This window comes from Halocola ammonii (genome assembly GCF_049334165.1).
Taxonomy (GTDB): Bacteria; Bacteroidota; Bacteroidia; order Flavobacteriales_D; family Sanyastnellaceae; genus JBEGHD01.
The window spans coordinates 278,507-303,754 of the sequence record NZ_JBEGHD010000002.1; the positions used below are offsets into that span (position 1 = coordinate 278,507).

General features: G+C 45.1%; 22 protein-coding genes. 12 read left to right on the plus strand and 10 right to left on the minus strand.

Annotation, left to right across the window (positions count from 1 at the left end; genetic code table 11):
• The first annotated feature begins 80 nt into the window (after nucleotides 1-80).
• From ABHV44_RS03450 to ABHV44_RS03460, 3 genes are read left to right on the plus strand one after another with little or no spacing between them, the layout of a single operon-like run.
• Complete coding sequence (locus ABHV44_RS03450; protein WP_459073253.1) at nucleotides 81-917, plus strand: PASTA domain-containing protein; 837 nt, start codon at nucleotides 81-83, stop codon at nucleotides 915-917.
• Nucleotides 914-2,815 (plus strand): T9SS type A sorting domain-containing protein, encoded by a 1,902-nt coding sequence (locus ABHV44_RS03455; protein WP_459073254.1) that lies wholly within the window; start codon nucleotides 914-916, stop codon nucleotides 2,813-2,815. The genes ABHV44_RS03450 and ABHV44_RS03455 overlap by 4 nt, the downstream gene beginning before the upstream one ends.
• Before the next feature lie 7 nt (nucleotides 2,816-2,822).
• Nucleotides 2,823-3,860 (plus strand): RluA family pseudouridine synthase, encoded by a 1,038-nt coding sequence (locus ABHV44_RS03460; protein ID WP_459073255.1) that lies wholly within the window; start codon nucleotides 2,823-2,825, stop codon nucleotides 3,858-3,860.
• Here ABHV44_RS03460 and ABHV44_RS03465 read toward each other — a convergent pair.
• The 8 genes from ABHV44_RS03465 to topA all read right to left on the minus strand — a co-directional run bounded on the left by ABHV44_RS03465 (nucleotide 3,857) and on the right by topA (nucleotide 15,664).
• On the minus strand, nucleotides 3,857-5,815 hold the full coding sequence (locus ABHV44_RS03465) for an ABC-F family ATP-binding cassette domain-containing protein (RefSeq protein ID WP_459073256.1): 1,959 nt from the start codon (nucleotides 5,813-5,815) through the stop codon (nucleotides 3,857-3,859). The two genes, ABHV44_RS03460 and ABHV44_RS03465, sit on opposite strands and share 4 nt — an antisense overlap.
• Before the next feature lie 131 nt (nucleotides 5,816-5,946).
• Nucleotides 5,947-6,825 (minus strand): type IX secretion system ring subunit PorN/GldN, encoded by an 879-nt coding sequence (porN, locus tag ABHV44_RS03470; RefSeq protein WP_459073257.1) that lies wholly within the window; start codon nucleotides 6,823-6,825, stop codon nucleotides 5,947-5,949.
• 12 nt (nucleotides 6,826-6,837) lie between these two features.
• A complete protein-coding gene (porM, locus tag ABHV44_RS03475) occupies nucleotides 6,838-8,562 on the minus strand; it encodes a type IX secretion system motor protein PorM/GldM (protein WP_459073258.1) in 1,725 nt (574 codons plus the stop codon).
• A 52-nt stretch (nucleotides 8,563-8,614) separates the two neighbouring features.
• Nucleotides 8,615-9,376 (minus strand): type IX secretion system motor protein PorL/GldL, encoded by a 762-nt coding sequence (porL, locus tag ABHV44_RS03480; protein ID WP_459073259.1) that lies wholly within the window; start codon nucleotides 9,374-9,376, stop codon nucleotides 8,615-8,617.
• An 85-nt stretch (nucleotides 9,377-9,461) separates the two neighbouring features.
• On the minus strand, nucleotides 9,462-10,838 hold the full coding sequence (gene porK / locus ABHV44_RS03485; RefSeq protein ID WP_459073260.1) for a T9SS ring complex lipoprotein PorK/GldK: 1,377 nt from the start codon (nucleotides 10,836-10,838) through the stop codon (nucleotides 9,462-9,464).
• 100 nt (nucleotides 10,839-10,938) lie between these two features.
• Nucleotides 10,939-11,910 carry a PorP/SprF family type IX secretion system membrane protein gene (locus ABHV44_RS03490; RefSeq protein ID WP_459073261.1) on the minus strand — a complete coding sequence of 324 codons (972 nt, stop codon included), beginning with the start codon at nucleotides 11,908-11,910 and terminating at the stop codon, nucleotides 10,939-10,941.
• A gap of 195 nt (nucleotides 11,911-12,105) precedes the next feature.
• On the minus strand, nucleotides 12,106-13,278 hold the full coding sequence (locus ABHV44_RS03495) for a formimidoylglutamase (protein ID WP_459073262.1): 1,173 nt from the start codon (nucleotides 13,276-13,278) through the stop codon (nucleotides 12,106-12,108).
• Between the two features lie 10 nt (nucleotides 13,279-13,288).
• Nucleotides 13,289-15,664 carry a type I DNA topoisomerase gene (topA, locus tag ABHV44_RS03500; protein WP_459073263.1) on the minus strand — a complete coding sequence of 792 codons (2,376 nt, stop codon included), beginning with the start codon at nucleotides 15,662-15,664 and terminating at the stop codon, nucleotides 13,289-13,291.
• A gap of 313 nt (nucleotides 15,665-15,977) precedes the next feature.
• On the opposite strand from topA, the gene miaB reads away from it, so the two are divergent.
• The 9 genes from miaB (at nucleotide 15,978) to ABHV44_RS03545 (ending at nucleotide 23,633) form a co-directional block, all read left to right on the plus strand.
• Nucleotides 15,978-17,405, plus strand: a complete 1,428-nt coding sequence (gene miaB / locus ABHV44_RS03505) for a tRNA (N6-isopentenyl adenosine(37)-C2)-methylthiotransferase MiaB (protein WP_459073264.1) — start codon at nucleotides 15,978-15,980, stop codon at nucleotides 17,403-17,405.
• A 25-nt stretch (nucleotides 17,406-17,430) separates the two neighbouring features.
• Entirely contained in the window at nucleotides 17,431-18,672 is a 1,242-nt protein-coding gene (locus ABHV44_RS03510; RefSeq protein WP_459073265.1) for a sigma-54 interaction domain-containing protein, read from the plus strand.
• An 11-nt stretch (nucleotides 18,673-18,683) separates the two neighbouring features.
• A complete protein-coding gene (locus tag ABHV44_RS03515; RefSeq protein WP_459073266.1) occupies nucleotides 18,684-19,181 on the plus strand; it encodes an LptE family protein in 498 nt (165 codons plus the stop codon).
• A 1-nt stretch (nucleotide 19,182) separates the two neighbouring features.
• The gene (locus ABHV44_RS03520; RefSeq protein WP_459073267.1) at nucleotides 19,183-20,322 is read left to right on the plus strand and encodes a hypothetical protein; all 1,140 of its coding nucleotides are present in this window, start codon (nucleotides 19,183-19,185) and stop codon (nucleotides 20,320-20,322) included.
• A 17-nt stretch (nucleotides 20,323-20,339) separates the two neighbouring features.
• Complete coding sequence (gene secG, locus ABHV44_RS03525; protein ID WP_459073268.1) at nucleotides 20,340-20,723, plus strand: preprotein translocase subunit SecG; 384 nt, start codon at nucleotides 20,340-20,342, stop codon at nucleotides 20,721-20,723.
• Nucleotides 20,724-20,907: 184 nt separating this feature from the next.
• Complete coding sequence (locus tag ABHV44_RS03530; RefSeq protein WP_459073269.1) at nucleotides 20,908-21,183, plus strand: co-chaperone GroES; 276 nt, start codon at nucleotides 20,908-20,910, stop codon at nucleotides 21,181-21,183.
• 43 nt (nucleotides 21,184-21,226) lie between these two features.
• On the plus strand, nucleotides 21,227-22,870 hold the full coding sequence (groL, locus tag ABHV44_RS03535; RefSeq protein WP_459073270.1) for a chaperonin GroEL: 1,644 nt from the start codon (nucleotides 21,227-21,229) through the stop codon (nucleotides 22,868-22,870).
• Between the two features lie 107 nt (nucleotides 22,871-22,977).
• Nucleotides 22,978-23,175 carry a hypothetical protein gene (locus ABHV44_RS03540; RefSeq protein ID WP_459073271.1) on the plus strand — a complete coding sequence of 66 codons (198 nt, stop codon included), beginning with the start codon at nucleotides 22,978-22,980 and terminating at the stop codon, nucleotides 23,173-23,175.
• Nucleotides 23,176-23,180: 5 nt separating this feature from the next.
• Complete coding sequence (locus tag ABHV44_RS03545; protein WP_459073272.1) at nucleotides 23,181-23,633, plus strand: PIN domain-containing protein; 453 nt, start codon at nucleotides 23,181-23,183, stop codon at nucleotides 23,631-23,633.
• 11 nt (nucleotides 23,634-23,644) lie between these two features.
• Here the strand turns inward: ABHV44_RS03545 and gldA are convergent, their stop codons facing one another.
• Both gldA and ribA read right to left on the minus strand, forming a co-directional pair.
• Nucleotides 23,645-24,553: a gliding motility-associated ABC transporter ATP-binding subunit GldA gene (gene gldA, locus ABHV44_RS03550; RefSeq protein ID WP_459073273.1), complete on the minus strand. Its 909-nt coding sequence runs from the start codon at nucleotides 24,551-24,553 to the stop codon at nucleotides 23,645-23,647.
• Nucleotides 24,554-24,631: 78 nt separating this feature from the next.
• Entirely contained in the window at nucleotides 24,632-25,231 is a 600-nt protein-coding gene (gene ribA / locus ABHV44_RS03555) for a GTP cyclohydrolase II (RefSeq protein ID WP_459073274.1), read from the minus strand.
• Nucleotides 25,232-25,248: the final 17 nt, after the last annotated feature.

Here is a 25,248-nt window from a genome sequence, read left to right on the forward strand (position 1 = left end):
TATTTTTGAAGCAATGTCGTTAAGAGAATGCTGGAGCAATGCTTTTGCAAGCCGGATTCTCTGGGTAACCTCGATGAAAAATGAAAATTATCCGTTTTATCTTCAGTAAGGTTTTTTTGAAAAACCTGCTTTTCGCCATTGTTTTTGTGGCTGTTGTGGTTTTAGGAGCCAATCTCTATCTGAACTCCTACACCGACCACGGTGAGTCGGTTGAGGTTCCCGACTTGCGAGGAATGAAAATCGAAGACATCGAAGGTGCACTTGCCAACACCACGCTCAATTACGAAATCATCGACTCCGTTTACAACGAAGGTGCACGAGGAACAGTACTCGAGCAGTTGCCGCCTCCATCGGCACAGGTGAAAGAAGACCGAAGCATTTACCTTACGGTGAACGCCATGCGCCAGCCAATGAAGGAGTTGAAGGTGAAAATTGGAGAGTCTTTTCGCATTGCACAAACCAAGTTGAACATCGATGGCATTGAGTACACCACGGAGTATAAGCCAGGAGTTTGCAACAACTGCGTACTCGGAATGAAGTACGAGGGGAAAGAGGTGGAAACTGGGACGAAGATTCGAAGAGGTGACAAAATCACACTGGTACTTGGAGAACGCGGAAATCAAAAAGTTTCTGTGCCTCGGTTGTTTGGCCTTTCTCTCGACAGTGCCGAAAAAGTGTTAGCGGACAATTCGCTCACTCTCGGTTTTCCATTCTTCGATCAGGACATTGAAACGAAAGAAGATTCGCTCAACGCAAAAATCTACGATCAGCATCCCGAAGGATCGGGCGATGAAGAACTGCGAATCGGCAGTCCGGTTGACGTTTGGCTTACCACGAAATCGCTCGATTCGGATTCACTATCGAGCCAGGGACAGATGGGGATGCCTGACGATGAAGCAAATACTACAACACCATGACTAGACTTATTCTCTCATTCACACTCGTTTTATCACTATCCACATTTGATCTATTTGCCCAGGGTGAAGTTGAGTCACCGCTAACCAGCAATCCGCAGGTTATTCAAAGGCATTTGCAGGAAAGAGAATTTGAACCACGCCAGGCAAGATCTGGAGCAAGCTTTCAGCTTCCGTTTGTAGACGACTTTTCGCGTTATTCGCTCTCGACCAACGATCCTGATATTCCAGAAACTTACCAGCGCTGGGAAGACAACAGCGCTTTCATCAACAACGATTTTCCGATAGAGCCACCCACAGTTGGTGTAGCTACTCTCGATGGGCTCGACTCCACTGGTTACCCTTACGATTTTGCTAATGAGTTTGCTTACGGCCCAGCCGATACGCTCACTTCCTGCCCGATTAATCTCGAACCTTACGCTGCTTCCGACAGTGTTTACCTGTCTTTCTTTTACCAGCCGGCAGGTTTAGGAAATGCGCCAGACCCTCAAGACTCACTTGTTCTCGAGTTTCTTTCGCCCGATGGAAGTGGCGGAGGATCGTGGAATCCGGTTTGGTCAGTGTCAGGACCTGAGGACAATCAGTCGGCTCCTTTCGAACGCGTTTTCATTCACATAAATCAAGCGTTGAATCTGAGTGATGGGTTTCAGTTTCGCTTTAGAAACTACGCCACGATTAGTGGAGCTGTCGACCAGTGGCACATTGATTACGTGGTAGTAGATCAGGGAGCAACTCCGGGAAATGCCGAACTCGTGGACGTGGCTTTTGTCTACGATGAGTTTACTCTTTTGGACGGCTACTCAGCAATGCCCTGGCCGCATTTTATTCAAAACCCTGAAGCTTACATGGCCAACTCTCGCCAGGTGTTTATGGCCAACCTCGAAAATGAGAACAACAACGTGAGCTATGGCTTTCGAGTGGGCTATCAGGGCAGTTTCACTGATGTTCCCAATAGCAACGTGATTACGGCTTTTGAGGCAAACTCCATTCTCCCGGTAGATGTGGAGATCAAGGAAGATCCATACAACTTTGTCTATGATGACACGGTGAACGACACTTGTGCTTATTTCGATGTGGAGTTTTACCTGAACGAGTCGAACGATGCGAACCGAAACAACGACACAATCCGGTTTGTGCAGGACTTCACCAACTACTACGCCTACGATGACGGAACTGCCGAAGGTGCTTACGGAGTGACTTCTGCAGGAGGGAAGGTTGCCATGCAATTCGAGGTGCAGTCACCGGACACCTTGCTCGGTTTGTTTATTCATTTTATCCCTTTCCGTCTCGATAACTCAGACAGGACATTTCTCCTAAGAGCCTGGGGCGATGGAGGTGGAGTTCCTGGAGAGGAATTAGGAGAAAACTTCGGTTTCAACAGCCCTCAGTATTTCAACCTCGGTCATAATATTTTCGATTATTTCGAGTACGATGATCCGATTCCCGTGGATGGAACGATCTACGTGGGTTGGGTACAAGACGCAGCTGAGTCATACAACATTGGTAACGACAGAAATACAGCCCAAAACGTAGAGCGACTTTTCTACACGCTGGGCGCACAGGGCGACTGGCAGCAATCCACAGCTTCGGGGACGATTATGCTTCGTCCTGTTTTTAAATCTGGAAAATCCGAAGTTTGGAATAGTGTAGAAGAGCTTTCAGAAGAGCAAGTGGCGGTTTATCCGAACCCAACAACCGGCCTGTTGAATCTGGCGCTTGAAGGCGATCGACAAGTGGAAGTTTCGGTGGTCGACATCACCGGAAAGCAATGGATCAGAAAGACTGTTTCATCCGCCACAACGCAATTGAACCTGACGGAACTACCGGCAGGAATGTACATCGTTCGAATGGTAGATCAGGATAGCGGTAAAGCGATTTTCAAGAAAATCATCAAACAGTAAGAACGATTTGGAAGAGAGATTTGATTCTGAAGAGGAGCATGATAATGAGCTTTTCGAACACCACAAGATTGTTGCAGACCCCGGTCAGCAAGCGATGCGTATCGATAGATTTCTGAACGATCGAATTGCGAATACTTCCAGAAACAAGCTTCAGGACGCGGCCAAATCTGGCTACATCAAGGTGAACGGTGAAGTAGTGAAGCCGAATTACAAAGTGAAACCGGAAGATGTGATCACTGTGGAATTACCTTATCCTGTTCGAGAAATCGAGTTGCTTCCCGAGGATATTCCTCTCAACATTGTTTATGAAGACGATACAGTGATTGTCCTTAATAAGTCTGACGACATGGTGGTGCATCCGGGTTATGGAAACTTCACGGGTACGTTGGTAAACGGGCTGATCCATCATTTTGAGAATCTTCCGGAAAACGAACAACACGGAGTCAACCGACCTGGACTCGTCCATCGGCTCGACAAAAATACCAGCGGACTGATGGTGATGGCCAAGACCGAGGAGGCACTCACTAATCTTTCGAAACAGTTTTTCGATCGTAAAACCGAGAGAAAATATTGGGCGCTCGTTTGGGGCGATGTCACCGAGCCGGGAACCATAGAAGGGCACATTGGCCGTTCGCTTCAAAACAGAAAAGTGATGACTGTTTTTGAAGAGGGCGAGTACGGGAAACACGCTGTCACACACTACAAGCCAATTGAAAGCTTTGGCTATGTCACTTTGGTAGAATGCAAGCTTGAAACCGGTCGCACACACCAAATCAGGGCGCACATGAAACACATCGGTCACCCGCTTTTCAACGATGCCACTTATGGAGGTGACAAGATTTTGAAGGGAACAACTTTTTCAAAGTACAGGCAGTTTATCCAAAACTGCTTTGGATTGCTCACTGGTCAGGCATTGCACGCCAAGACAATTGGATTCACTCATCCAAAAACAGGAGAGTGGATGGCTTTTGACTCTGAGCTTCCCGAAGGATTTGAAAAAGTGCTTGAAAAATGGAGGGTTTACGTTTCCAGTAGAAAGGATTAGTCTGGAACAGGCAGTCCATCTAGCTCAAGTTCTGCGTTTTCCCACTCTTTCATCAGGTCCTCGACTTTCTTTTTGAGTTGGGCGTACTCATCAAGTTTTGCTTGCGACTCCTCCGGATTGCTAAAGTCTACGTTGAGCAGTTCTTTGTCGAGCTCGGCAATTCGCTCCTCGCACTTTTCAATTTCACGCTCGCACTTAGTCACTGTGTTTTGAAGCTTGCGCTTCTTCTTTTGCAGATCTTTTCGCTCTTCGTAGCTAAACTGTTGCTGTGTTTCTTTGGGTTTTTTCGCCTCGGCTTTCTGCTGTTTTTTCTTTTCTCTGTCCACCTCAAACTCGGCAATCGATTCCGCTTTTTTATCTTTGAGGAAGTCAAAGATATCTCCGAGATACTGGCGCAATCCGTCTTTCTTCACTTCGTAGATGGCGGTAGTCAGTTCATGAAGAAAATCCCTGTCGTGAGATACCACGAGTAAAGTTCCATCAAATCTGATGAGCGCGTTTTTTAGCACTTCTTTCGATTTCAGGTCCAGGTGGTTGGTAGGCTCATCGAGGATGAGAAAGTTCTTTGGTTCGAGCATCAATTTGCAAAGTGCCAGACGCGCTTTCTCACCACCTGAAAGAACACTGACTTTTTTGTCGGCATCTTCTCCGGAAAAGAGGAACGCTCCCAGCATTGCGCGTATTTGCTTGCGGATTTCTCCTTCGGCAATGTCGTCTATAGTTTCGAAAACTGTCTTTTTTTCATCGAGCTGTTCGGACTGGTTTTGCGCGTAGTAACCGACTTTCACGTTGTGGCCTAGCTCGATCGATCCAGAGTCTGGATCGAGCTCGCCTTTGATGATTCGACTGAGCGTTGTTTTACCAGCTCCGTTTTTACCCACCAGGGCCACTTTCTCCTGGCGCCCGATCGAGAGGTCTACGTTTTGGAAAACTGTTTTGCCATCAAAAGATTTCTTCAGGTCTTCCGCTTTCAAAACAACTTTCCCAGAGCGAGGAGCAGGAGGGAAGGAGATGTTCATTTGCGTGTTGTCGAATTCATCGAGCTCAATGCGATCGAGTTTGTCGAGCTTTTTGATTAACGATTGAGCAAAGGCGGCCTTGTTGGCTTTTGCCCGAAATTTATCGATCAACTTCTGCGTGTCTTCGATGTACTTCTGCTGGTTCTTGTACGCTTCGCGCTGCTGCTCGAGTTCCTCAGTTCTCTGCTTGATATACTTCGTGTACGAGAACTTGTAGTCGTAGACTTTTCCGTTTGAGATTTCGATCGTACGGTTGGTGACCTTGTCGAGAAACATCCGGTCGTGTGAAATCATCAGAAGGGCGCCATCGTAGTTAGCGAGAAACCCCTCCAGCCATTCGATAGATTCAATGTCGAGGTGGTTTGTCGGCTCATCGAGAAGAAGAATGTCCGGGGCGATAAGGAGAATTTTTGCCAGCTCCACACGCATTTTCCAGCCACCACTGAATTCATTCATTTGCCGATCCATGTCGGTCGATTCAAAACCGAGGCCGGTGAGGATCTTTTCGATGTTTTCTTCCACCTTCGAGCTTCCCATGATCGTGAGCCGGTCGTTAGCTTCGTTGAGGTCTACAATCAATTGAGCGTAAGAATCGGACTGATAGTCTTCGCGATCGTTCAGTGCCTGAGTGAGCTTTTCTATCTCAGTTTCCAACTTTTCAATCTCTGCGAAGGCGAGCTTTGCCTCTTCAAGGACAGTATTACCCTCGTTGTGTTTCATCTCTTGGGGTAAATAGCCCAGAGTAGTTCCTTTAGGCTTGCTCACTGAGCCGGAGGTCGGTTCCTGAATTCCGTAAATGGTTTTGAGCATGGTGGACTTACCGGCACCGTTTTTCCCCACCAGACCGATGCGGTCTTTCTTTCCGATAAAAAATGAGATGTCGCGAAACAGGTGTTCCGGTCCAAAACTGATGCTCAAATTATTTACTGTAATCATGCTGCAAAAATAGCGGGAGTTATGGAATAAAAAACGCCCGCGGCAAATTTGCCGCGGGCGCTCAATGTATTTTTATGAAAGCTTAATTCAAATCAATCGTAACGAAGAAATCCGTCATTCTATACGAGCTCCTAATAATGCCACAGGTCGTGCTCCATGATGAATAGCTCCTGCTTGATCTCCTTGGCTTCAACGAGCGCATCGATACCTTTTGCATAGCTAAGAATACTTCTGTCGTACACGTTGGCTTCTTTGATGATGTAACTACCAAACATACGTTTTTGGAAGAAATCTTCGTAAGTCAAGCGCTGTGCATCGTTATCTCTGTTGAAAGTGGAGTGATTGGCAAAAACGTAACGACATTGTGGGAAGTACAACCAGAAAAGAGTTTTATAACCCCTTTTGGTTCCATCATCATTGTACTCCTCTTTCATTGGAGCAATACCGATAATTCTCACGTAACGCTCAGAACGCTGCTTGTCGAAAATCCAGTCTTCTTTGATCTGAAACTGAGTGATAGTTCTTGAAGAAACCGGCTCAGTGGTTGTGATGGTTTTGTCCTCACCTGTTTCCAGGTCTGGAATCACCTTTGTCACTTCCGGGTTGAGCAGTGAATCTACCATTTCCATGGTCATCGGATAACGAAATTCGTCATCGTCATCGGTAGGCCCAAGGCTGTAGGCAGTAATGGAACCTTTGTTCAGTTCATCGACTATCACCTGGAAAAGACTTTTACGATCTTCAATTTCCTCAAGTGGGAAATAGAGAGGGTGATTCATCTTTTCTCTCAAGTCGATAATCTGCCACACGCGTTTCGCCCACATCACATCTGCTTCGCGCAGGTGTGGGTAGGGAATCACACGCTTGGTCGGGTTGTGCTCTTTCACGTAAGCACCATCCAAAACTGTTTGTTGCGGTTGATTCATCTCGTCATCCGTTTGAGCAGCACCAGAAGTGACAAGCCCAAATGAAAGCAGAGTAGCAGAAACGAATGTGATTATAGCTTTCATAATGAATTGATTTTATATGACTTTGAGCGAAATGTTAGCCACTTTACGCACTTCGCCATCAGGCATTTTCACCTTGATGTCTTCGATAAAGAACTTTTGTCCTCGACCAGTACGCTGCATGTTTGCTTTCATTTCTTCCGTTACACGGTTGCTCTTAGAGACTTTTTCAATGATTTGACCGTCACGGATAAATACCATTTTAAATTCAACAACCTTAACGTCAACATCGAAGTCGAAGTTTTGCATTTCTGCAAGTACACCAGGCTGAACAACCATGGTTCCCTTCTCGATGGTGTTGTCATAAGGTGTTTTACGTCCAAATGATGGAACTGGATCAGGAATACGTTTCACACGGAATTCCTTTGTACCCATGTTTTGTTTAGTCCCGTCAGGCATCTCAGCTGTCACACTGATCTTCGCTGTATTCGAATCACCCGGACGCATTGTATAAGTGTTGTCAGGGTTTTTCGTGAGGCGGTGACCAGGGCAAGTAGCTTCGATTGCTTCAGGACCAACTCCAGGAACAGAGATTTCTACAGGGTTTTCAACTCCACGGTAGAAAACGTTCATCTTAGTAGGTGACACAACCAGTGAAGCTTCAGCAACAGTCATTTCAGGCACGTAAAGGTTGAACGTTTCAGTGCCTGTAGGGCCATCGTATGAAATTAGACCCTTAAACTGATGTTTACCTGTAGGCAAACTAGAAGTAGGGATTTTCAGTTCACCTAATCCTTTTTCGTTGATATCCAACTGCATTTCCTGAGAAACATCATCAGTGCTCCAGTCTGTAGAATCCTCACCATCCCACGGTCTCTGCTTTACCCACATTTGAGGAGGGTTAGTCGCGTCATAAGCGGCAAGCAGAACCTGAGCTCTGAATGTGTCGCCTTTGATAATGTAGCTCGACTGAGGAACTACGAAAGGCTCCAGGGTCGTAAACTTGTACGATTTACCTTCAATACCAGCAAGCAAAGCCGAAACAACATCAGCCTGGGCGTTTTGCACATCAACTTGCAGCTTGGTCATGATTGGAATAATCGCTGCCAGTGGACTGTGATAGAAGTTCTTTGTTTGCCATGCAACATCTTTTCCGTCTTCTTTTACCGTTTCATATTTGAAAATGCTATCAAGACTGGTTACGATGGCCTTTTGATCAGCCATGCTCCAGGTTTTTCCTGTCACCTCTTGAAACTTAATTTGCTTTAAATAATCGCGAAAGTTTTCAAGCTTCATCTTAAGCTCTGATGCGGACCAGGCCACGCTGGAATCTTTTGGTTGATTCGGTGATGAACCTACCAGCATCGCAGTGTTTTCCTGATTTTCATCTGGCTTCTTCACGTACTTATCTCCTTCATCATTCACAGCGTCCAAACTCACGGCAGAGCTATCTTCTGTCATGAAGTATTTGTAATCTACTCCACTATGCGATACAGCCATTGTACGTGCCTTGAGTTCAGCGATGTATGAGATTAAGTCATCAGCTCTGTTTCTAACATCTTCAGCAGCTTGATAGAATGGGGCTGCCTTAGCCGGGTTAGCGGCTCTCTTCCCTTCCATGTCGGCCCAGGTAGCACTGTTCTTAGAGTCCAGTGTTTGTTCTGTTTTCCGCAGGCCGTTGTCTACCAGAATGAATGCATCGAGAATTTCTTTTGATACGTTCAGCGCCAAAAGGGCTGTTAGTACCAAATACATCATCCCGATCATCTTCTGTCTTGGGGTTTCTTTACCTCCTGCCATTTTCCTTGATCTTTAAAAGATTAGCAACTTAATTTATTTGTCGGGACAATGCTTAGGCCTGGTTGTTTCCACCGCCCATTGCATTCAACATGTTGTTGTAAACCGTATTCAAAGACTTGAGGTTTCTGGCAAGCTCAGAGATGTTCTCTTTGTATTGCTTAGTATCTTCAACAGAATCCTGAAGGTTTTTAACCAGCTCGTTCATTCCAGAGTACATCTGACGTGACTCTTCGAGCTGCTGAAGTTGCAATTCGTACATTCCGTTGAGCTCAGAAAGATTTTGATTCATCTTTTGGAGGTGATCTCCAGCTGTTGATCCGGCTTCCGCATTTGAAGAAAGACCGGTAAGTGAGCGTGACGCTTCTTCGTAAGAGTGAGTCAGTTCGCCCACTTTTTCCGAAGCTCCGCGAAGTGATTGTGAGTACTCTTCTGTGGCTACAGAAGCGTCAGAGATTTCACTCAATTTTCCAGCTTGAGTGCTCAATGTGCGCATTCCGTCTCCCAGACTTTGCAGTAATTCGGGTTCTATCTTCGCTTGTTCCAGCATCTTGTCGAGCTGGCTAGTGATTGTAAGATCATCATCTTGTGCTTCTACCTGACGTTGACCTTCGTGCTTTTCGCCAGTTGCCAATTCAGGGTAAACAAGTGTCCAATCTACTTCTTCGTGTGGTGGCTCAAAAGCAGAAAAGAAGAAGATGATTGCTTCAGTTCCCAATCCCGCGATTAGGAAAGCACTTGCAAATGGCCAGTGTTGAATTTTGAAAAGGGCTCCGATAATTACAACGGCTGCTCCAATTCCGTACAACTTCGCCATAAAGTTTTTCCATCCTTTACTTCCAGGTTTCATATTTCTCTTGCTTTAATGGTTTAAAAAATAATTGATTAGACTAAAAAACAGGTTAGTTATTTACGTTGAATTCCGCAGGGTCTCCGGATTTACCGCGACCGAGGTATGACATTACACAACGGAATCCGATGTAAGATTTTGCAGTGTCTTGATATTCGTAAGAACGCGTACCGGTTTGAATGTAATAACCGATATCTTTCCACGATCCACCGCGAATGACTTTACGCTTCATGCTTGGTGGTTCGTTTTCTTTCGCGTGATATTCGTACTCCGGACTCATGTCGTGAGAGAACTGATACACTGATTCGTCATACGCTGTGTTGGTCCATTCAGCCACGTTTCCAGACATGTTGTAAAGACCGTAGTCGTTTGGTGAGTAAGATTCAATCGGAACTGTGTAGCAACCGTTGTCTTCCACGTAGTCACCGCGCATCGGTTTAAAGTTAGCCAGTGGGCAACCCTGAATATTTCTTACGTAAGGTCCGCCCCATGGGTATGGAGCCAGGTCGAGTCCACCTCGAGCAGCGTATTCCCACTCAGCCTCACTTGGCAGACGGAATCGCTGAACGAATGTTTCTCCGTTTTGCTGTTTCCACTCATTGAGAATTTGAGTTCTCCAGTAGGTGAAGGCTTTCGCCTGTCCCCAGGTGACACCAACTACAGGATAGTCATCGTAAGCCGGGTGCCAGAAATAATTTTCTGTAAGCGGCTCGTTGAAACCATAGGTGAAGTCGTGCACCCAAACTAGTGTGTCCGGGTAAACAGGAATGTTTTCTTCGATTACGAATTGAGCGCGATCGCTGTGTCCTCTGACAGAGTGAAGCTGATCGATGGAGTTCGGCATACCGTACTCTTCATCTTTACCAGACTTGTCTGCAGCACTTTTTAAGTCAATCCACCAGTAGCGGTATCTCAGCTTACGAGTGTCGAGTTGTTTACGATCGTAGAATTTGTCTGCTCCCTGCAGATAGAATTCGTTGTAGAGGATGTCGAAAATCTCTTCATCTTCCCAGTTAATCTCCTCTTCCCAGTTGAGGACATAACCTTTGTTGATAAAACGAGATAATTCACGACCCATCTCATCTTCCATGAAGTAGTAAAACTCAAAATCGTTTTGAGCAAGTACATCTCTCATGAGTGAGTCACGAACGTAATATACGAACTGACGATACTCATTGTTTGAGATCTCGTGCTGATCCATGTAAAATGCAGGGACCGTTACTGTTTTGGAGGTAGCGCTGTGGGCACCTGGAACATCTTCATCGCTAGGTCCCATTGTGTAGGATCCGAAGTGGATGTAGTTCATTCCATATGGATTGTAATCTACCCAGTCTTCACGGGGATAAACTCCAACCAGTTCTCCACGATTACCGCCATAGCAACTGGCTAAGAGAACTGCCGCCAGCAGATAAAAAAATGACTTTTTCATGATTTCCTTTCCTTTAGTAAACTCTTACTATTCCCAAGTAGAGAAGCAGGTATAATAATGCTCAATAACGTGTTTTAAACTCGATTAGTTACAATTTATTTTACAAGAACCTCGGGTTACCGTATGGCTGTCTGATTGGAACTAAGTCAATATTAAAGCAGTAGGAGAGCATAATCTCGTGCGAGCCAGTACTGTAATTTTTCAATTCAGATGTGGTAGCATCGTACGAGTATCCAATTCTTAACGATTGTGAAAGAACGTTATTGCTGCCAGGAACTCTTCTGGTAGGCAATTGGTGGTTGTAACCTGCCATGGGCGCGATTGCATCTTGCAAACGATAGCTAAGCCCAGCATACAAAGTATTGTTCCAGTCAATAATTGCATTAAGATCGAATGTCATTGTAGAGAAGTCGCCTCTGAAGAGGGCGTTTGGTTTCAAAGTGAGATTACCACTCAATGGAAGCTGTCCACCTGCCATGAAGTAGTAGTGTTGTGCAAGCTCCATGTTGAGGTCTTCAAGATCCTGACCGGTAAGGTGAGTGAGCGAGGCACCTACGTAAAATTTTTGAGGCTTTTCGTAGTAAAGACCAAAGTTTAGGTCGAAGCTACCAGCAGTTTGACGGCTTGCGTTAATAGCCGGATCATCCTCTGGCAATGTTTGGGGTGGTCTCCAGTCATCACCGAGTTGGCGTCCGTAGTAGCCGAGAGCCAGACCTGCAGAAAGGACATCACCTGAGATGAACTTGTACTTATATGCGTAAGAAAGTCTGAAGATGTTGTTGATTTCCTGTCCAAGACGGTCGTTGTAGAAAGTAACACCAATACCACCTTTGATAGGTTCAACGTATTGGTGGTAGTTCAACATGACAGTCTTTGGATCTCTGTCGAGTTGATCCCACTGATCGCGGTAAAAGAAGTTAAAGCAGTTATTATCACCTGACCCGGCAAAAGCTGGGTTGAACGACAGCTTGTCAAACATCCATTGTGTGAACTGCGGATCTTGTTGGCCGTAGACCTGAAATGATGTAACAAAACAAACTACTAGAATTGAATAGGTAAAGATTTGCTTCATACTTTGACGAACTTGGTTAATAGCTCCGATTTTGGTTATCTAAATCACTACTGAAAGGGGCTAAAATAACCAAAATTCATTTCTGTCAAAAATTTTTTCAACATCGGAATTGGAAAGCTTCTTCACATTTTTCTTAAGGACCTTTGAATTGTCCGTTAAATTTTCCATAACAAATTGCTCTACTGTGAGTGTCCTCTAGGTGAGCTTTTGGTACGCTTTCCACCAACGGTCTGGTACCTCCTCATTGGTGGCTTGCTGATAGTCGGCATAGGTGCACGGCACCAGGTGATGTCTCTGGTAACGGTTTTTCTTTCCCGCAGGATACGGCACTTCCATCCACCAACGATTGCTAAGGTGGCTTTTGAAGAATGTGATTTGGTGGTTCTTATCGCTCAGGTTAACTATGAATTTTTGATACTCGCGATAGTCGCCAATAGGATAGTCTCTCTTGCGATTTATCACTCCATCTATCAAATACCAAATCATTTCTGCCAGAAGTGAAGCAGTGTTATTGTGAATGTCGGTTTCCGGGTTGAATTCGTAGAAGCCAACCGAACTAAGCTTGTCACTCATGCCAGCGTATCTACAGAGCTGGCAGGCTTGCTGCGCTGTGAAGCCATTTGGGCCGCTCTGTTTGCTGCCGGGTGCGTCACTTCTTTTGATAGCAGAAATATCGAAGCTAAGGAGGTCGGCATTTCTAACGACCGGCTCCACCGACTTAATGTCTTCGGCTACTTCGCCAAGACGGTAAGTGTCGAAAAACATCTTATCCATCAACTCATAGAGCTCTTTGTCAACGTAAGGGCGTTGATTGCCGATGTTGCTGTAATTAAAGAGGTAATTGGGTTGGTGCAGAATGATGTTGTTCAAAAATGTGTTTGAATCGATTGGCTTGTTGAAACTGCTAAAGCTCAAAAGTGGATCAACTGTGACCAGGTTTACCGTCTGCTCAAGTTTTTCGTAAGCAATGTAGTTAGCAAAGGTCAAATCCTGACTGCCACCAATGATCACCGGAATGATTTGGTCCTTGATTAGCTCCTGGCAAATGGTTTTGAGAGCCACGTAAGTGTCTTCCACCTTTTCGCCAGCTGCGATGTTCCCCAAATCAGCGATAGAAATATTTTGATCAAAGCCGAAGTGTTGAGCAAGTTGTTTGCGAACAAAGTTTGGCGCCTGAGCACAGCCCTTGTTGTTTTCTGAGTAGCGGTCTTCCTCCACACCAATTATTGCAATCTTAACATCCTCTCCTTCGGGGAAATGTCCTTCTGTGTGGTAGTCAATTTGTTTTCCGAGTTGGGATTTGCTCACAGGAATATCGGCAAACAAATCGGCCGGTATGGGTGTGAGAAAAACGGAAAGATCTTTCATTCTCTACTTTTTACTTGCTCTTTTTCGTGCTCTTTTTGCTTTTGGGTTTTGCTTTAGACTTGGCCTTCGGCTTTGCTTTGGCTTTTCGCCTTCCCTTTGGAGGATTCTTCTCGTGCTCCTCAATCAGTTCCTTCACCTCTTCGAAAGTAAGCTTCTCCGGCTCCTTGTCTTTCGGAATCTTCACGTTTTGTTTTCCCGCTTTAATATACGGGCCGTATCGTCCATTCAGCACCTGGATGGAATCGTCTTCTTCAAAAGTTTTGATTCTGTTTTTCTCATCTTGCTCGCGTTTGGCCTTGATGAGTTCAATTGCACGGTCGAGTTCGATGGTGTAGGGGTCGTCACCTTCTTTAGGTTTTAGGCTCACGAATTTTCCATCGTGACGAATGTAAGGACCAAATCTTCCTATGGCTGCAACAACTTTTTTGTCCTCAAACTGTCCGAGGTCGCGAGGAAGTTTGAATAGGTCCAGTGCCTCCTCAAGCGTGATGCTGTTGATGCTCTGGTCTGCACGAAGAGAGGCGAATTGCTTTTCTTCATCGTCTGGTGCGCCAATCTGAGCAAGAGGTCCGAAGCGACCAATTCTCACCAGCACAGTTTTGCCCGACTTGGGATCTTCTCCCAGGATTCTTTCGCCCGAGGCTTTTTCAGAATTCTCCAGCGTGTCTTCCACATTTTCGTGAAATGGAGAGTAGAAAGACTTTATCATCTTATTCCACTGAAGCATGCCCTGGGCGATGTCGTCAAATTCTTTCTCAACCTTTGCGGTGAAGTTGTAGTCGAGAATGCTTTCGAAATTTTCAACCAGGAAGTCGTTCACCACAATCCCGATGTCTGTTGGGAAGAGCTTGCCTTTTTCGGCTCCGGTAATCTCCGTTTTCTCCTCTTTCTTAATTGTATCTCCTGAAAGACTGAGCATCTGATATTTTCGCTCTTTTCCTTCGAGCTCTTTTTTCTCAACGTAGCCACGTTTCTGGATTGTAGAGATCGTTGGTGCGTAAGTAGACGGACGACCGATTCCGAGCTCCTCGAGCTTCTTCACGAGGCTTGCCTCGGTGTAGCGTGGTGGGTGGTGTGTGAAGCGTTCAGTAGCTGTGATAGATTCAGCGTTTACCGCCTCACCTTTAGTAAGGGGAGGTAGAATTCCTTTTGGACTGTCGTCTTCCTCATCGTCTGTTCCTTCCAGATAAACTTTAAGAAAGCCTTCGAACTTGATGATTTCTCCACGAGCGGTGAAAACTTCATCTACGTTCGGTGCAGAAATTTTTGCTGTGGTTTTCTCGAGCTGAGCCTCGGCCATTTGCGATGCAATGGTTCTTTTCCAGATCAGGTCGTAGAGACGTTCTTCGTTTCGATCTCCTGTTACGCTGTGTGCAGACATTTCTGTTGGGCGAATGGCTTCGTGAGCTTCTTGTGCGCCCTTAGATTTCGAAGAGTACTTTCTTCTCTTGGCGTATTCTTTACCGTAAGATTTTTCGATCTCTTTTTCAGCACCTTTTAGCGCAGTGTCCGATAGGTTCACAGAGTCGGTACGCATGTAAGTGATTTTACCGGACTCGTAAAGTTTCTGAGCTACCATCATTGTTTGCGCTACAGAGAAACTCAATTTTCTACTCGCCTCTTGCTGAAGGGTAGAAGTGGTGAATGGAGCGGCTGGGCTTTTCTTAGCTGGTTTTTTCTCCAACGACTCCACGCTGAAATCGGCCGCTTTGCATTTTTTCAAAAAGTCTTCAGCTTCTTTCTCAGTCTTAAATCGTTTACCGAGCTCTCCTTTGAATGTTTTTCCTTCGGCTTCGAATTCTGCCACCACACGGAAAGACGATTCCGGAGTAAACGCATCAATTTCTCTTTCGCGCTCTACAATTATTCGAACGGTAACAGATTGAACACGTCCGGCAGAAAGTGATGGTTTCACCTTTTTCCATAAAACAGGGGAAAGTTCAAACCCAACCAGCCTGTCGAGAATTCTGCGAGCCTGTTGCGCATCCACCAGGTTTTTGTCTACCTGACGTGGTGACTCTATTGCTTTTAAAATTGCGCTTTTGGTGATTTCGCTAAAAACAATGCGTTTTGTATTCTCGTCTTTAAGTCCGAGCGCCTCAGCAAGGTGCCACGAAATAGCTTCTCCTTCCCGGTCCTCATCAGTTGCGAGCCATACCGTTTCAGCAGCTTTGGCGAGTTTTTTCAACTCTTTTACCACGTCTTTTTTGTCGGCAGTGATTTCGTAAACGGGTTTGAAATCATTTTCAATGTCGATGGCAACATCCTTTTTTGGGAGGTCGCGAACGTGGCCGTAGCTGGATTTTACCGTGAAGTCTTTTCCGAGGTAACCTTCGATGGTTTTCGCTTTGGCTGGGGACTCAACGATGACGAGATTTTTGGACATATACGCTGGATTTAAACGAGTGTTAAAGGCACATTTTGTAACCTTACAAAGCAATTCTTACGGTTCGAAGTTCAAGTGACTATCACGGTTCTTTTAACCCAATTGCTCAAGATTTCGCTTTGCAAAGAAAGAACAAAGCAAATCTGAAATGCAAATTTAAAGCGATCAATCGTTCGCAGTCTGGCAGATAAACTGGTGCAAATTGTCACTTGCGAAAAGATGTGAATGCACGGGGAATCAAGCTGTCAAACTGCCAGTTTCCTAATTTTAATTAATAAATTTGCGCCTATTTTTCATTCTCAAAAGTCATCTTATGCACGAAGGAAGTAAAGTGATTGACGAAGCCAGACAAGGTGAGGCTACGATGTTGGAGACGACTCAAAAAAGTGACTCAAAAAAACTAATGCTCGAGAGCTACGGCTGCCAGATGAATTTTTCTGACAGCGAGATTGTAGCTTCAATTATGGCAGAAGAAGGCTACGGTACAACTCGCGATGCTGAAGCCGCAGACGTTGTTTTGATCAACACCTGCTCTATCCGGGACAATGCGGAACAGCGTGTGCGCAACAGGCTCAACTTTTTCAGAGGAATGAAAAAAAGAAAGCCAGAACTCGTTGTGGGTATTTTGGGCTGTATGGCCGAGCGACTGAAAAAACAACTACTCGAAGAAGAGAAACTCGTTGATCTGGTCGTTGGTCCCGATGCCTATCGCGAACTTCCGGGCCTGATCCAGGAAGTGGAAACCGGACAAAAAGCCGTGAATGTTCTGCTCTCAAGAGAAGAAACCTATGCTGACATCAGCCCCGTGAGGCTCGACAGTAATGGCGTTACAGCATTTATCTCCATCATGCGAGGGTGCGACAACATGTGCTCTTTCTGTGTAGTGCCTTTCACCAGAGGAAGGGAGCGAAGCCGCGATCCTGAGTCGATTGTTCGCGAAGCTCAGGAGCTTTTCGATCAGGGTTATCGCGAAGTGACTTTGCTCGGTCAAAATGTTGACTCCTACAAGTGGAACATGACGAGCAAAGGACAAATTAAAGATCCGGAAAAGCCGACAAAGAATTTTGCTCAATTGCTCGAAATGGTTGCCGAAGTGAATCCCGATCTGCGAGTGCGCTTTTCTACTTCGCACCCAAAGGACATGACGGATGACGTGCTGTACAGCATGAAGAAATACGAAAATATTTGCAATTACATTCACCTGCCTGTGCAGTCGGGTAACAGCGAAATGCTGAAACGAATGAACCGCGGTTACACCAGAGAGTGGTACAAAGATCGTATTGCAGCCATTCGCAGAATTATTCCCGAATGCGCAATTTCTACAGATATTATTACTGGGTTTTGCGGTGAGACGGAGGAAGAACATCAAGACACCTTGAGCCTGATGGAAGAGGTTCAGTACAACATGGCTTACATGTTTAAATACTCTGAGCGCCCGAGGACTCTGGCAGAACGAAAGTTTGAAGATGATGTGCCCGAAGAGGTGAAAGGTCGCAGACTCAAGGAAGTAATCGATTTGCAGATGAAAGCAAACGCCAGAAGAACTCGCGAGATGGTGGGCCAAACTCACCGGGTGCTGATTGAAGGTGTTTCTAAAAAGTCGGACGAAGAGCTCTGCGGAAGAAACTCACAAAACACGATGGTGGTTTTTCCAAAGGGAAATCACAAGATCGGTACCTATGTAAATGTGTATGCTGAGGAGTGCACTTCAGTGACTCTTCGAGGGAAAGTGGTAAACTAAAAGCCGATCAAAGAGAAAGTAACAAATGGAACTCCAGGCAATAAAACAGCGATTTGGAATTATAGGTAACTCGGCAGGGCTCAATAGAGCTCTGGATGTGGCCAGACAAGTTGCGCCAACAGATATTTCTGTTTTGATAAATGGTGAGAGCGGTGTTGGAAAGGAAGTGATGCCGCAGGTAATTCACCAACTGAGCTCTCGCAAACACGGGCCTTACATTGCCGTGAACTGTGGAGCCATTCCGGAAGGGACTATCGACTCAGAGCTTTTTGGTCACGAGAAAGGTGCTTTTACCGGTGCCACTGGTTCTCGAAAAGGCTACTTTGAAGAGGCCGATGGAGGAACCATCTTTTTGGATGAGGTTGCCGAGCTGCCTCTGCAAACACAGGTGCGTCTATTGCGTGTTCTCGAAACTGGAGAATTCATTCGTGTTGGTTCTTCGAAAGTGATAAAGTCTGACGTCCGTTTGGTTGCGGCTTCCAATGTCGATTTCAACGAAGCCATCAAGAAGGGAACTTTCCGGGAGGATCTTTACTACCGACTCAACACGGTGCCGATTTACGTGCCTCCTTTGAGAGAGAGAAAGGAAGATATTTATTTGCTATTCAGAAAGTTCACAACCGATTTTTCCGAAAAGTACAGAATGCCTGCATTGCAGTTGACCGATGACGCTGTGAAGGTGCTGGAAAATTACCGCTGGCCTGGGAATATTCGTCAGCTCAAAAATATCACCGAGCAGATTTCAGTGATCGAACAGGAGCGGGAAATTGATGCTGAGAAACTGATGGGTTACTTACCTTCGGATAGCCGCTCGAGCAGTTTGCCGATGGTGGTGAAAAAAGAGGAAAGTGCCAACGACTTTTCAGAAAGAGAAATTCTTTACAAGGTGCTTTTTGATATGAAAAGCGACCTTACCGACCTGAAAAAACTCGTGCTTCAGATGATCCGAAGCGATGGCCAGCTCGATGCCACTTCCACAAACTCCGAGCTGATGCGCAAAGTCTTTGACGATGACGACATGCACGTAGCCGAGAACGGTGATACAGCCTCTGGAATTTTTCACCTTCCAGGTCGATCTGATGAACAGGAAAAAGAACCAGAGACGTTAGAGGTAGAAGAAACTCTTTCCCTTCAGGATACAGAAAAAGAGTTGATAAAGAAAGCGCTCAAAAAGCACAACAATAAAAGAAAGTACGCTGCCAGCGAGTTAGGTATTTCGGAGCGAACGCTCTACAGAAAAATTAAGGAGTACGACCTTAATAATTAGTCTTTACGAAAATGAAGAAATTAGCTTGCTTACTTTTAATTCCTCTACTTCTCGTTGGTTGCTCCGTTGGAGTTACCATGAGCGGAACGGACACTTCGGGAGCAAGCACTTTTAGTGTCGATTATTTTAAACCGAATACTCCGCTGGCTACTCCGCTATTGGCCCAGCGTTTTACAGAATCTCTCAAGGATTTGATTCTTCAGCAATCGCCCTTGAACATCACAAAGCGAGATGGAGATCTTACCTACGAAGGTGCAATTATTGGCTACGACATTTCTCCATCGGCAGTGCAGGCCAACGAAACAGCCAGTCAAAACCGACTCACAATCACTGTGAAGGTGAAGTACACCAATACCATCGAAAAGGAGAAAAGTTTTGAGCGTACTTTTTCTAAATTCGCAGATTACCCGAGCAGTCAGGACCTTTTTGCAATAGAAGATCAGCTGATCGAGGACATAAACGATCAGCTAACTCAAGACATTTTCAACGCCAGCCTCGGTAATTGGTAACATGAACAAGGATCAGTTTTACAAACAGCTCGAGCAGCCTCAGTTGCTTTCCCGCGATGACATCGATTCGTTGCAGGAGCTTGTAGAACAATACCCTTATTTTGCATCAGCCAGAGTCCTACTGGCCAAAGCGCTCCACAGCGCCAACGACCATCGTTTTGACGAAGCACTGCAGCAAGCAGCCGTTTTTGCCGGAGACCGCAAGGTGCTTTACAATTTGGTGATGAAGGAAAACCTGAAGCAAAAAATCAGGGATGTAAACGAAGCGGTTTCGAAAGAAACTGAAGAGGTTGAAGAAGAAGTAGAAAAACAAACTGAACCAGAGAATTCCGAGGTCTCTGACCAGGAGGAGATTGAGGCACAGGGTGAAACTGTTGTCGAAGAACCTTCAGAAAAAGAAGAAGGCACGGAGGTCGAGGTCAAAGAATTTGAGTCGTCTACTGAACTCGAAGAAGAGAAAGACGAAGATGTAGAAAAAGTTGAAAAACCCGATTCTGAAATAGAGGAGGATGAAGAGGAAGGTGAAAGCGAGCAGACGTACGATGAGTACGAGCAGGAAATTCTCTACGAGGCCATCAACAGCACTATTTCCAGAGAAGTAAGTGAAGATGAGGAGGAAGAGGATAAAGACGAAGCTCAAACCGCATCAAAGCCTGAAGGTTCTGTATCGGAGGTAGCCCCGGATAAAGAGACAGACGAGGTAAAAGAATCTGCCTCACCAACAAGTTATTCTGAATGGCTTAAGAAAAGAGCCAGAGAAATTCACTACCACGAAGATTCCGTGGAAGAGAAGGCATCTCAACAGAGCAAGAGCACCGTAGACCAGGCAGTAAACGCTGAACAAAAAGTTGCTGAAGAGGAGGGAAGTAATTCTCCAAGCCAAGACGAATTAATAGAGCGTTTTATTGAAAAAGAGCCGAAGATTACTCCCAAAAAGGCCGACATGTTTTCTTCGGAAAACCTTGCGAAGATGAGTGTCGTAGAGGACGAAAGTTTTGTAACAGAGACAATGGCGAAGATCTTTGCGAAGCAGGGCAATCTTCGCAAAGCTAAAAGGGCATATAAACTCTTGAGTTTGAAATATCCCGAAAAAAGCATTTATTTTGCAAACCAAATTAAAAAGCTGCAAGGCAAGAAATAAAATTAACTAAAGATATAATGGGCACATTTATAATTGTTTTGATCGTGATTGTGGGTATTTTGCTCGGGTTGGTAATCCTTGTTCAAAACCCAAAAGGTGGAGGGTTGGCAACCGGATTTCAAGGTGCTACACAAATTGGCGGTGTCCAAAAAACAACCGATTTTCTTGAAAAAGCCACATGGATTTTGGGGATCGCACTTTTCGTTTTGTGCTTAGTTTCTGCTAAGTTCTACAGCGGCACTGGAGTGGCTGTTACTGAAGAGTCGGAATACGGAGATGACAACGTGCCTCAGCAGACAGAGCAAACTCAAGGAGTTCCACAACAAAATGGAGCCGAAAATGCAGCTAACCCACTCCAAAATCAAGGAGGAGCTGATCAATCTACAGAAGAAGGTCAGTAGGCACTTTTTGTCAGTAAAGAAATTTGAAAAAATGTCAGTATGTCAATCATGCTGACATTTTTTTTTGCCCTTTGTGACCAATTGTCCTGATAAGTTTCTATTCGTCTGGTGGCACAATTTCTGACAAGCGACAACCGCGCAGATGCGCTTTGAAAATGTTTAACCTTTAATAATTAAATAAAACATGTCAGTAAACGTAAAACCATTGGCAGATAGAGTGTTGGTGGAGCCAGCACCGGCCGAAGAGAAAACAGCCAGCGGAATCATTATTCCAGACTCGGCAAAAGAAAAGCCTCAGCGCGGAACTGTAGTTGCCGTTGGACCCGGTAAAAAAGATGAACCTACATCTGTGTCTGTTGGAGATAACGTTCTCTACGGGAAATTCTCTGGCACTGAGCTGAGCGTTGAAGGTAAAGATTACCTCATTATGCGCGAAGCTGACATTTTCGCAATTGTGTAATTCAACACGAATTTAATTAACGAACCAAAAAACTTAAGATAAAATGGCAAAGGATATCAAATTTGACACAGCCGCCAGAAATAAACTCAAAGAAGGAGTTGACGCGCTGGCGAATGCGGTGAAAGTTACACTCGGACCTAAAGGTCGCAATGTCGTTATCGGCAAAAAATTCGGAGCACCATCTATCACAAAAGATGGTGTGTCTGTGGCTAAAGAAATTGAGCTCAAAGACCCTATCAAAAACATGGGAGCTCAAATGGTTAAAGAAGTAGCTTCTAAAACAGCGGACCTCGCTGGTGACGGAACTACAACAGCCACTGTTCTTGCTCAGGCAATCGTAGCTGCAGGATTGAAAAACGTAGCTTCAGGAGCCAACCCAATGGATCTCAAGCGCGGAATCGACAAGGCTGTTCAAAAGGTAATTGAAGACCTCCGTGCGATCTCTACAGAGGTTGGAGACGACTTCGATAAAATCGAGCAGGTTGCAACTATCTCTGCCAACAACGACAAGAAAATTGGTGAGCTCATCGCTCGCGCAATGAAGAAAGCTGGTAAAGAGGGTGTGATCACTGTGGAAGAAGCAAAAGGAACTGAAGACGAACTGAAGACTGTTGAAGGAATGCAGTTCGATCGCGGTTACCTTTCTCCATATTTCGTGACCAACACAGAGAAGATGGAAGCTGACCTCGACAAGCCATACATTTTGATCTACGACAAGAAGATCTCTCAAATGAAAGACCTTCTTCCAGTATTGGAAAAATCAGCTCAAACTGGCCGTCCGCTTTTGATTATTGCTGAGGATATTGATGGAGAAGCTCTTGCTACACTAGTAGTAAACAAAATCCGCGGTTCACTGAAAGTTGCTGCTGTTAAAGCTCCGGGCTTTGGAGACAGAAGAAAAGCAATGTTGCAGGATATCGCGGTTCTCACAGGTGGAACTGTTATCTCTGAAGAAACTGGTCTTAAGCTTGAAAACACTGAGCTTGCTGATCTTGGTCAGGCTGAGAAAATCAGCATCGACAAAGACAACACTACCATCGTTAATGGTGAAGGTGACAAGAAGCAAATCCAGGAGCGCGTTGGACAAATCAAAGCGCAGATGGAAAACACAACTTCTGACTACGACAAAGAGAAGCTTCAGGAGCGTCTTGCCAAGCTAGTTGGTGGTGTTGCTGTGATCTACGTTGGAGCAGCTTCAGAAATGGAGATGAAAGAGAAGAAAGACCGTGTGGATGATGCTCTTCACGCAACTCGCGCAGCTGTAGAAGAAGGAATCGTTCCTGGTGGTGGAGTTGCATACGTGCGCTCAGCCAAAGCTCTCGACAAACTGAAAGGTGAGAACCAGGACGAGACTACCGGAATCATGATCATCAGAAGAGCAATTGAAGAGCCAGTTCGCCAAATCGTATTTAACGCAGGTGGCGAAGGTGCAGTGATTGTTCAGAAAATCATTGACGGTAAAGGAGACTTCGGATACAACGCCCGCACAGAGCAGTTCGAAAACTTGTTCGAAGCTGGTGTAATTGACCCAACAAAAGTTTCTCGTGTGGCTCTTGAAAACGCTGCTTCAGTTGCCGGAATGCTACTCACTACGGAGTGTGTGATTTCTGACATCGAAGAAGAAGATGACAACGCAGGTGGCGGAATGCCAGGTGGAATGCCAGGAGGCATGCCAGGCATGATGTAATCATCTGGATTAAAAAGATAAAAACGAAAGGCCGTCCGAAAGGATGGCCTTTTTTGTTTAATCAGCCCTGCTTACATTTTTTGTATTTTAGAAATAAATATTTGGTTATGCGACTAGAGCGAAAAGATGACGAAATCCTTATCCGACTTTCATCGGACATCGACCTGAAGGAACTTCAAAATCTTCTTGATTATTTAGAGTATCAGGAAAGTTCATATAAATCTAAAGCTAAACAGTCAGATGCTGATAGTCTGGCAGAAGAGGTCAATAAAAGCATTTGGTACAACTTTCAGTCGAAAAGATAGCAATCGTGAAGGTTGTTGTCGATTCGAATATCGTTTTCAGTGCTATTCTGAATACCAATAGCAAGGTCGGGCATCTGTTAATTAACGGAGCATCTTACTTCGATTTCTTCACAATTAAACTTCTTGAAGATGAGGTTTATAAGCACAAGGCGAAAATTCAAGAAATATCTGGATTTTCTGAACGTCAATTTGAGAGAACCTACAAATTGATTACTTCAAAAATCACATTCCTTGATGAAGGGATTCTCTCTGAAAAAGAAATTTCTGAAACAATTGAAATAGTTTCAGAAATAGATGAAAATGATACTCTCTTTGTAGCTCTTGCCAATCATCTCGCTTGTCCACTTTGGACAGGTGATCTCAAACTAATCAAGGGTTTGAAGAGAAAATCCTACTCGAAACCTATTAAGACATCTGAATTCAACGAAATCTTTCTCAATAAAGTGACGAGGTATTAAAAACCGTTGGATTATTTCGTCAATTCTTTGAAAACATCCTCAAGTCGTTGCTCTTTGCGGTTCATGGTGAGGACCGAATTTTCCTGGGACACTGCAAAATCGAAAATTCGTTGTCGTATGTCTTCTTCCGTGTTTGTCTGGATCGTCCAGTTGTTGTCTTTGACATTCACCGCGCTGGCAACTCCGTCAATTTGCAGGAGCTGGTTTTCTTCTACCGGTTTGCTGAATTCCACAAGAACTGTGTAGCCATTTCCCGAGAAGCGATGCGTCAGTCCTTCCGCGTCCTGGTCGGCTACGATTTTTCCTTTGTTGATGATGATCACGCGGTTGCAAATAGCCTCTACCTCCTGCATGATGTGAGTTGAGAGCATTACTGTTTTTTGCTTTCCAATTTCCGTGATCAGCTTTCTGATTTCTACCAGCTGATTGGGATCGAGTCCACTGGTAGGCTCATCGAGAATTAAAACTTCAGGATCGTGAATCATGGCTTGTGCAAGGCCCACACGCTGGCGATATCCCTTACTCAACTCGCCAATTCGTTTGTTCTGTTCCACCTGAAGCCCCACGGTCTCAATCATTTCGGCAACGCGCTTCTTTAAGTTTGGAACGCGGTAAATACCACCCACAAAGTGCAAGTATTCTTTAACGTACATATCGAGGTAAAGTGGATTGTTCTCTGGCAGATACCCAACTCTTTTTCTCACTTCAATAGAGTTGGAAGTGACATCGTGACCGCAAACTTTTACATCGCCTTCGCTTTGCGGAATAAAGCATGTAATGATCTTCATCATCGTAGACTTTCCGGCACCGTTGGGTCCCAAAAAGCCAATCACTTCGCCCGAAGAAACTTCGAATGAAACGTTGTCAAGTGCTTTTTGCTTGCCGTAAAATTTGGTGACGTTCTTAGCGGATATCGACATTTTGCAGGATTGAATTTTGACCAAAGGTAAGTGATGCAAAAGAAATTGCAGAAAACCAGAACTGTCTTTGTCCCGGGTTTATTTCATGTCTAAAAAGTGACCGAGAATTTTCTTCTTGGTTTCTAGGTACTTCGTGTTTTCTTTTCTGGCCTTAATTTCCAGTGGCAAGCGTTCCACAAGTTCTATCGAAGTGCTTTCAATCGCCTCAACTTTCTCTGGATTGTTGGTGAGCAATTTCATTTTTTGCACACCCAACTTCTCTAGAATAGCCACTGCGATATCGAAGTTGCGCATATCTTTCTGATGGCCTAAAGCGAGGTTTGCTTCAACGGTGTCCATTCCTTTGTCTTGAAGGTTGTAGGCCTTCATCTTTTCTACGAGGCCAATTCCGCGACCTTCCTGACGGAGATACACTAACACGCCACCTTTTTCACCAACGATCTCCATGGACTTTTCGAGCTGTTCTCCACACTCGCAGCGGGCAGAAGAAAAAACGTCTCCCGTCATGCACTCCGAGTGGATTCTCACAATTTGCGTTTCCCCGGGATTGATCTCACCGTTGAACAAGACAATGTGTGGAAACTGCTCAAATTCACTCTTATAGGCAATCATGGTGAAGTTGCCGTGCTCAGTAGGCAAGTTGGTTCTTGCCAGCTCTTCCGCTTTTGTATGCGCCACTCCTGAAATAACTTTAA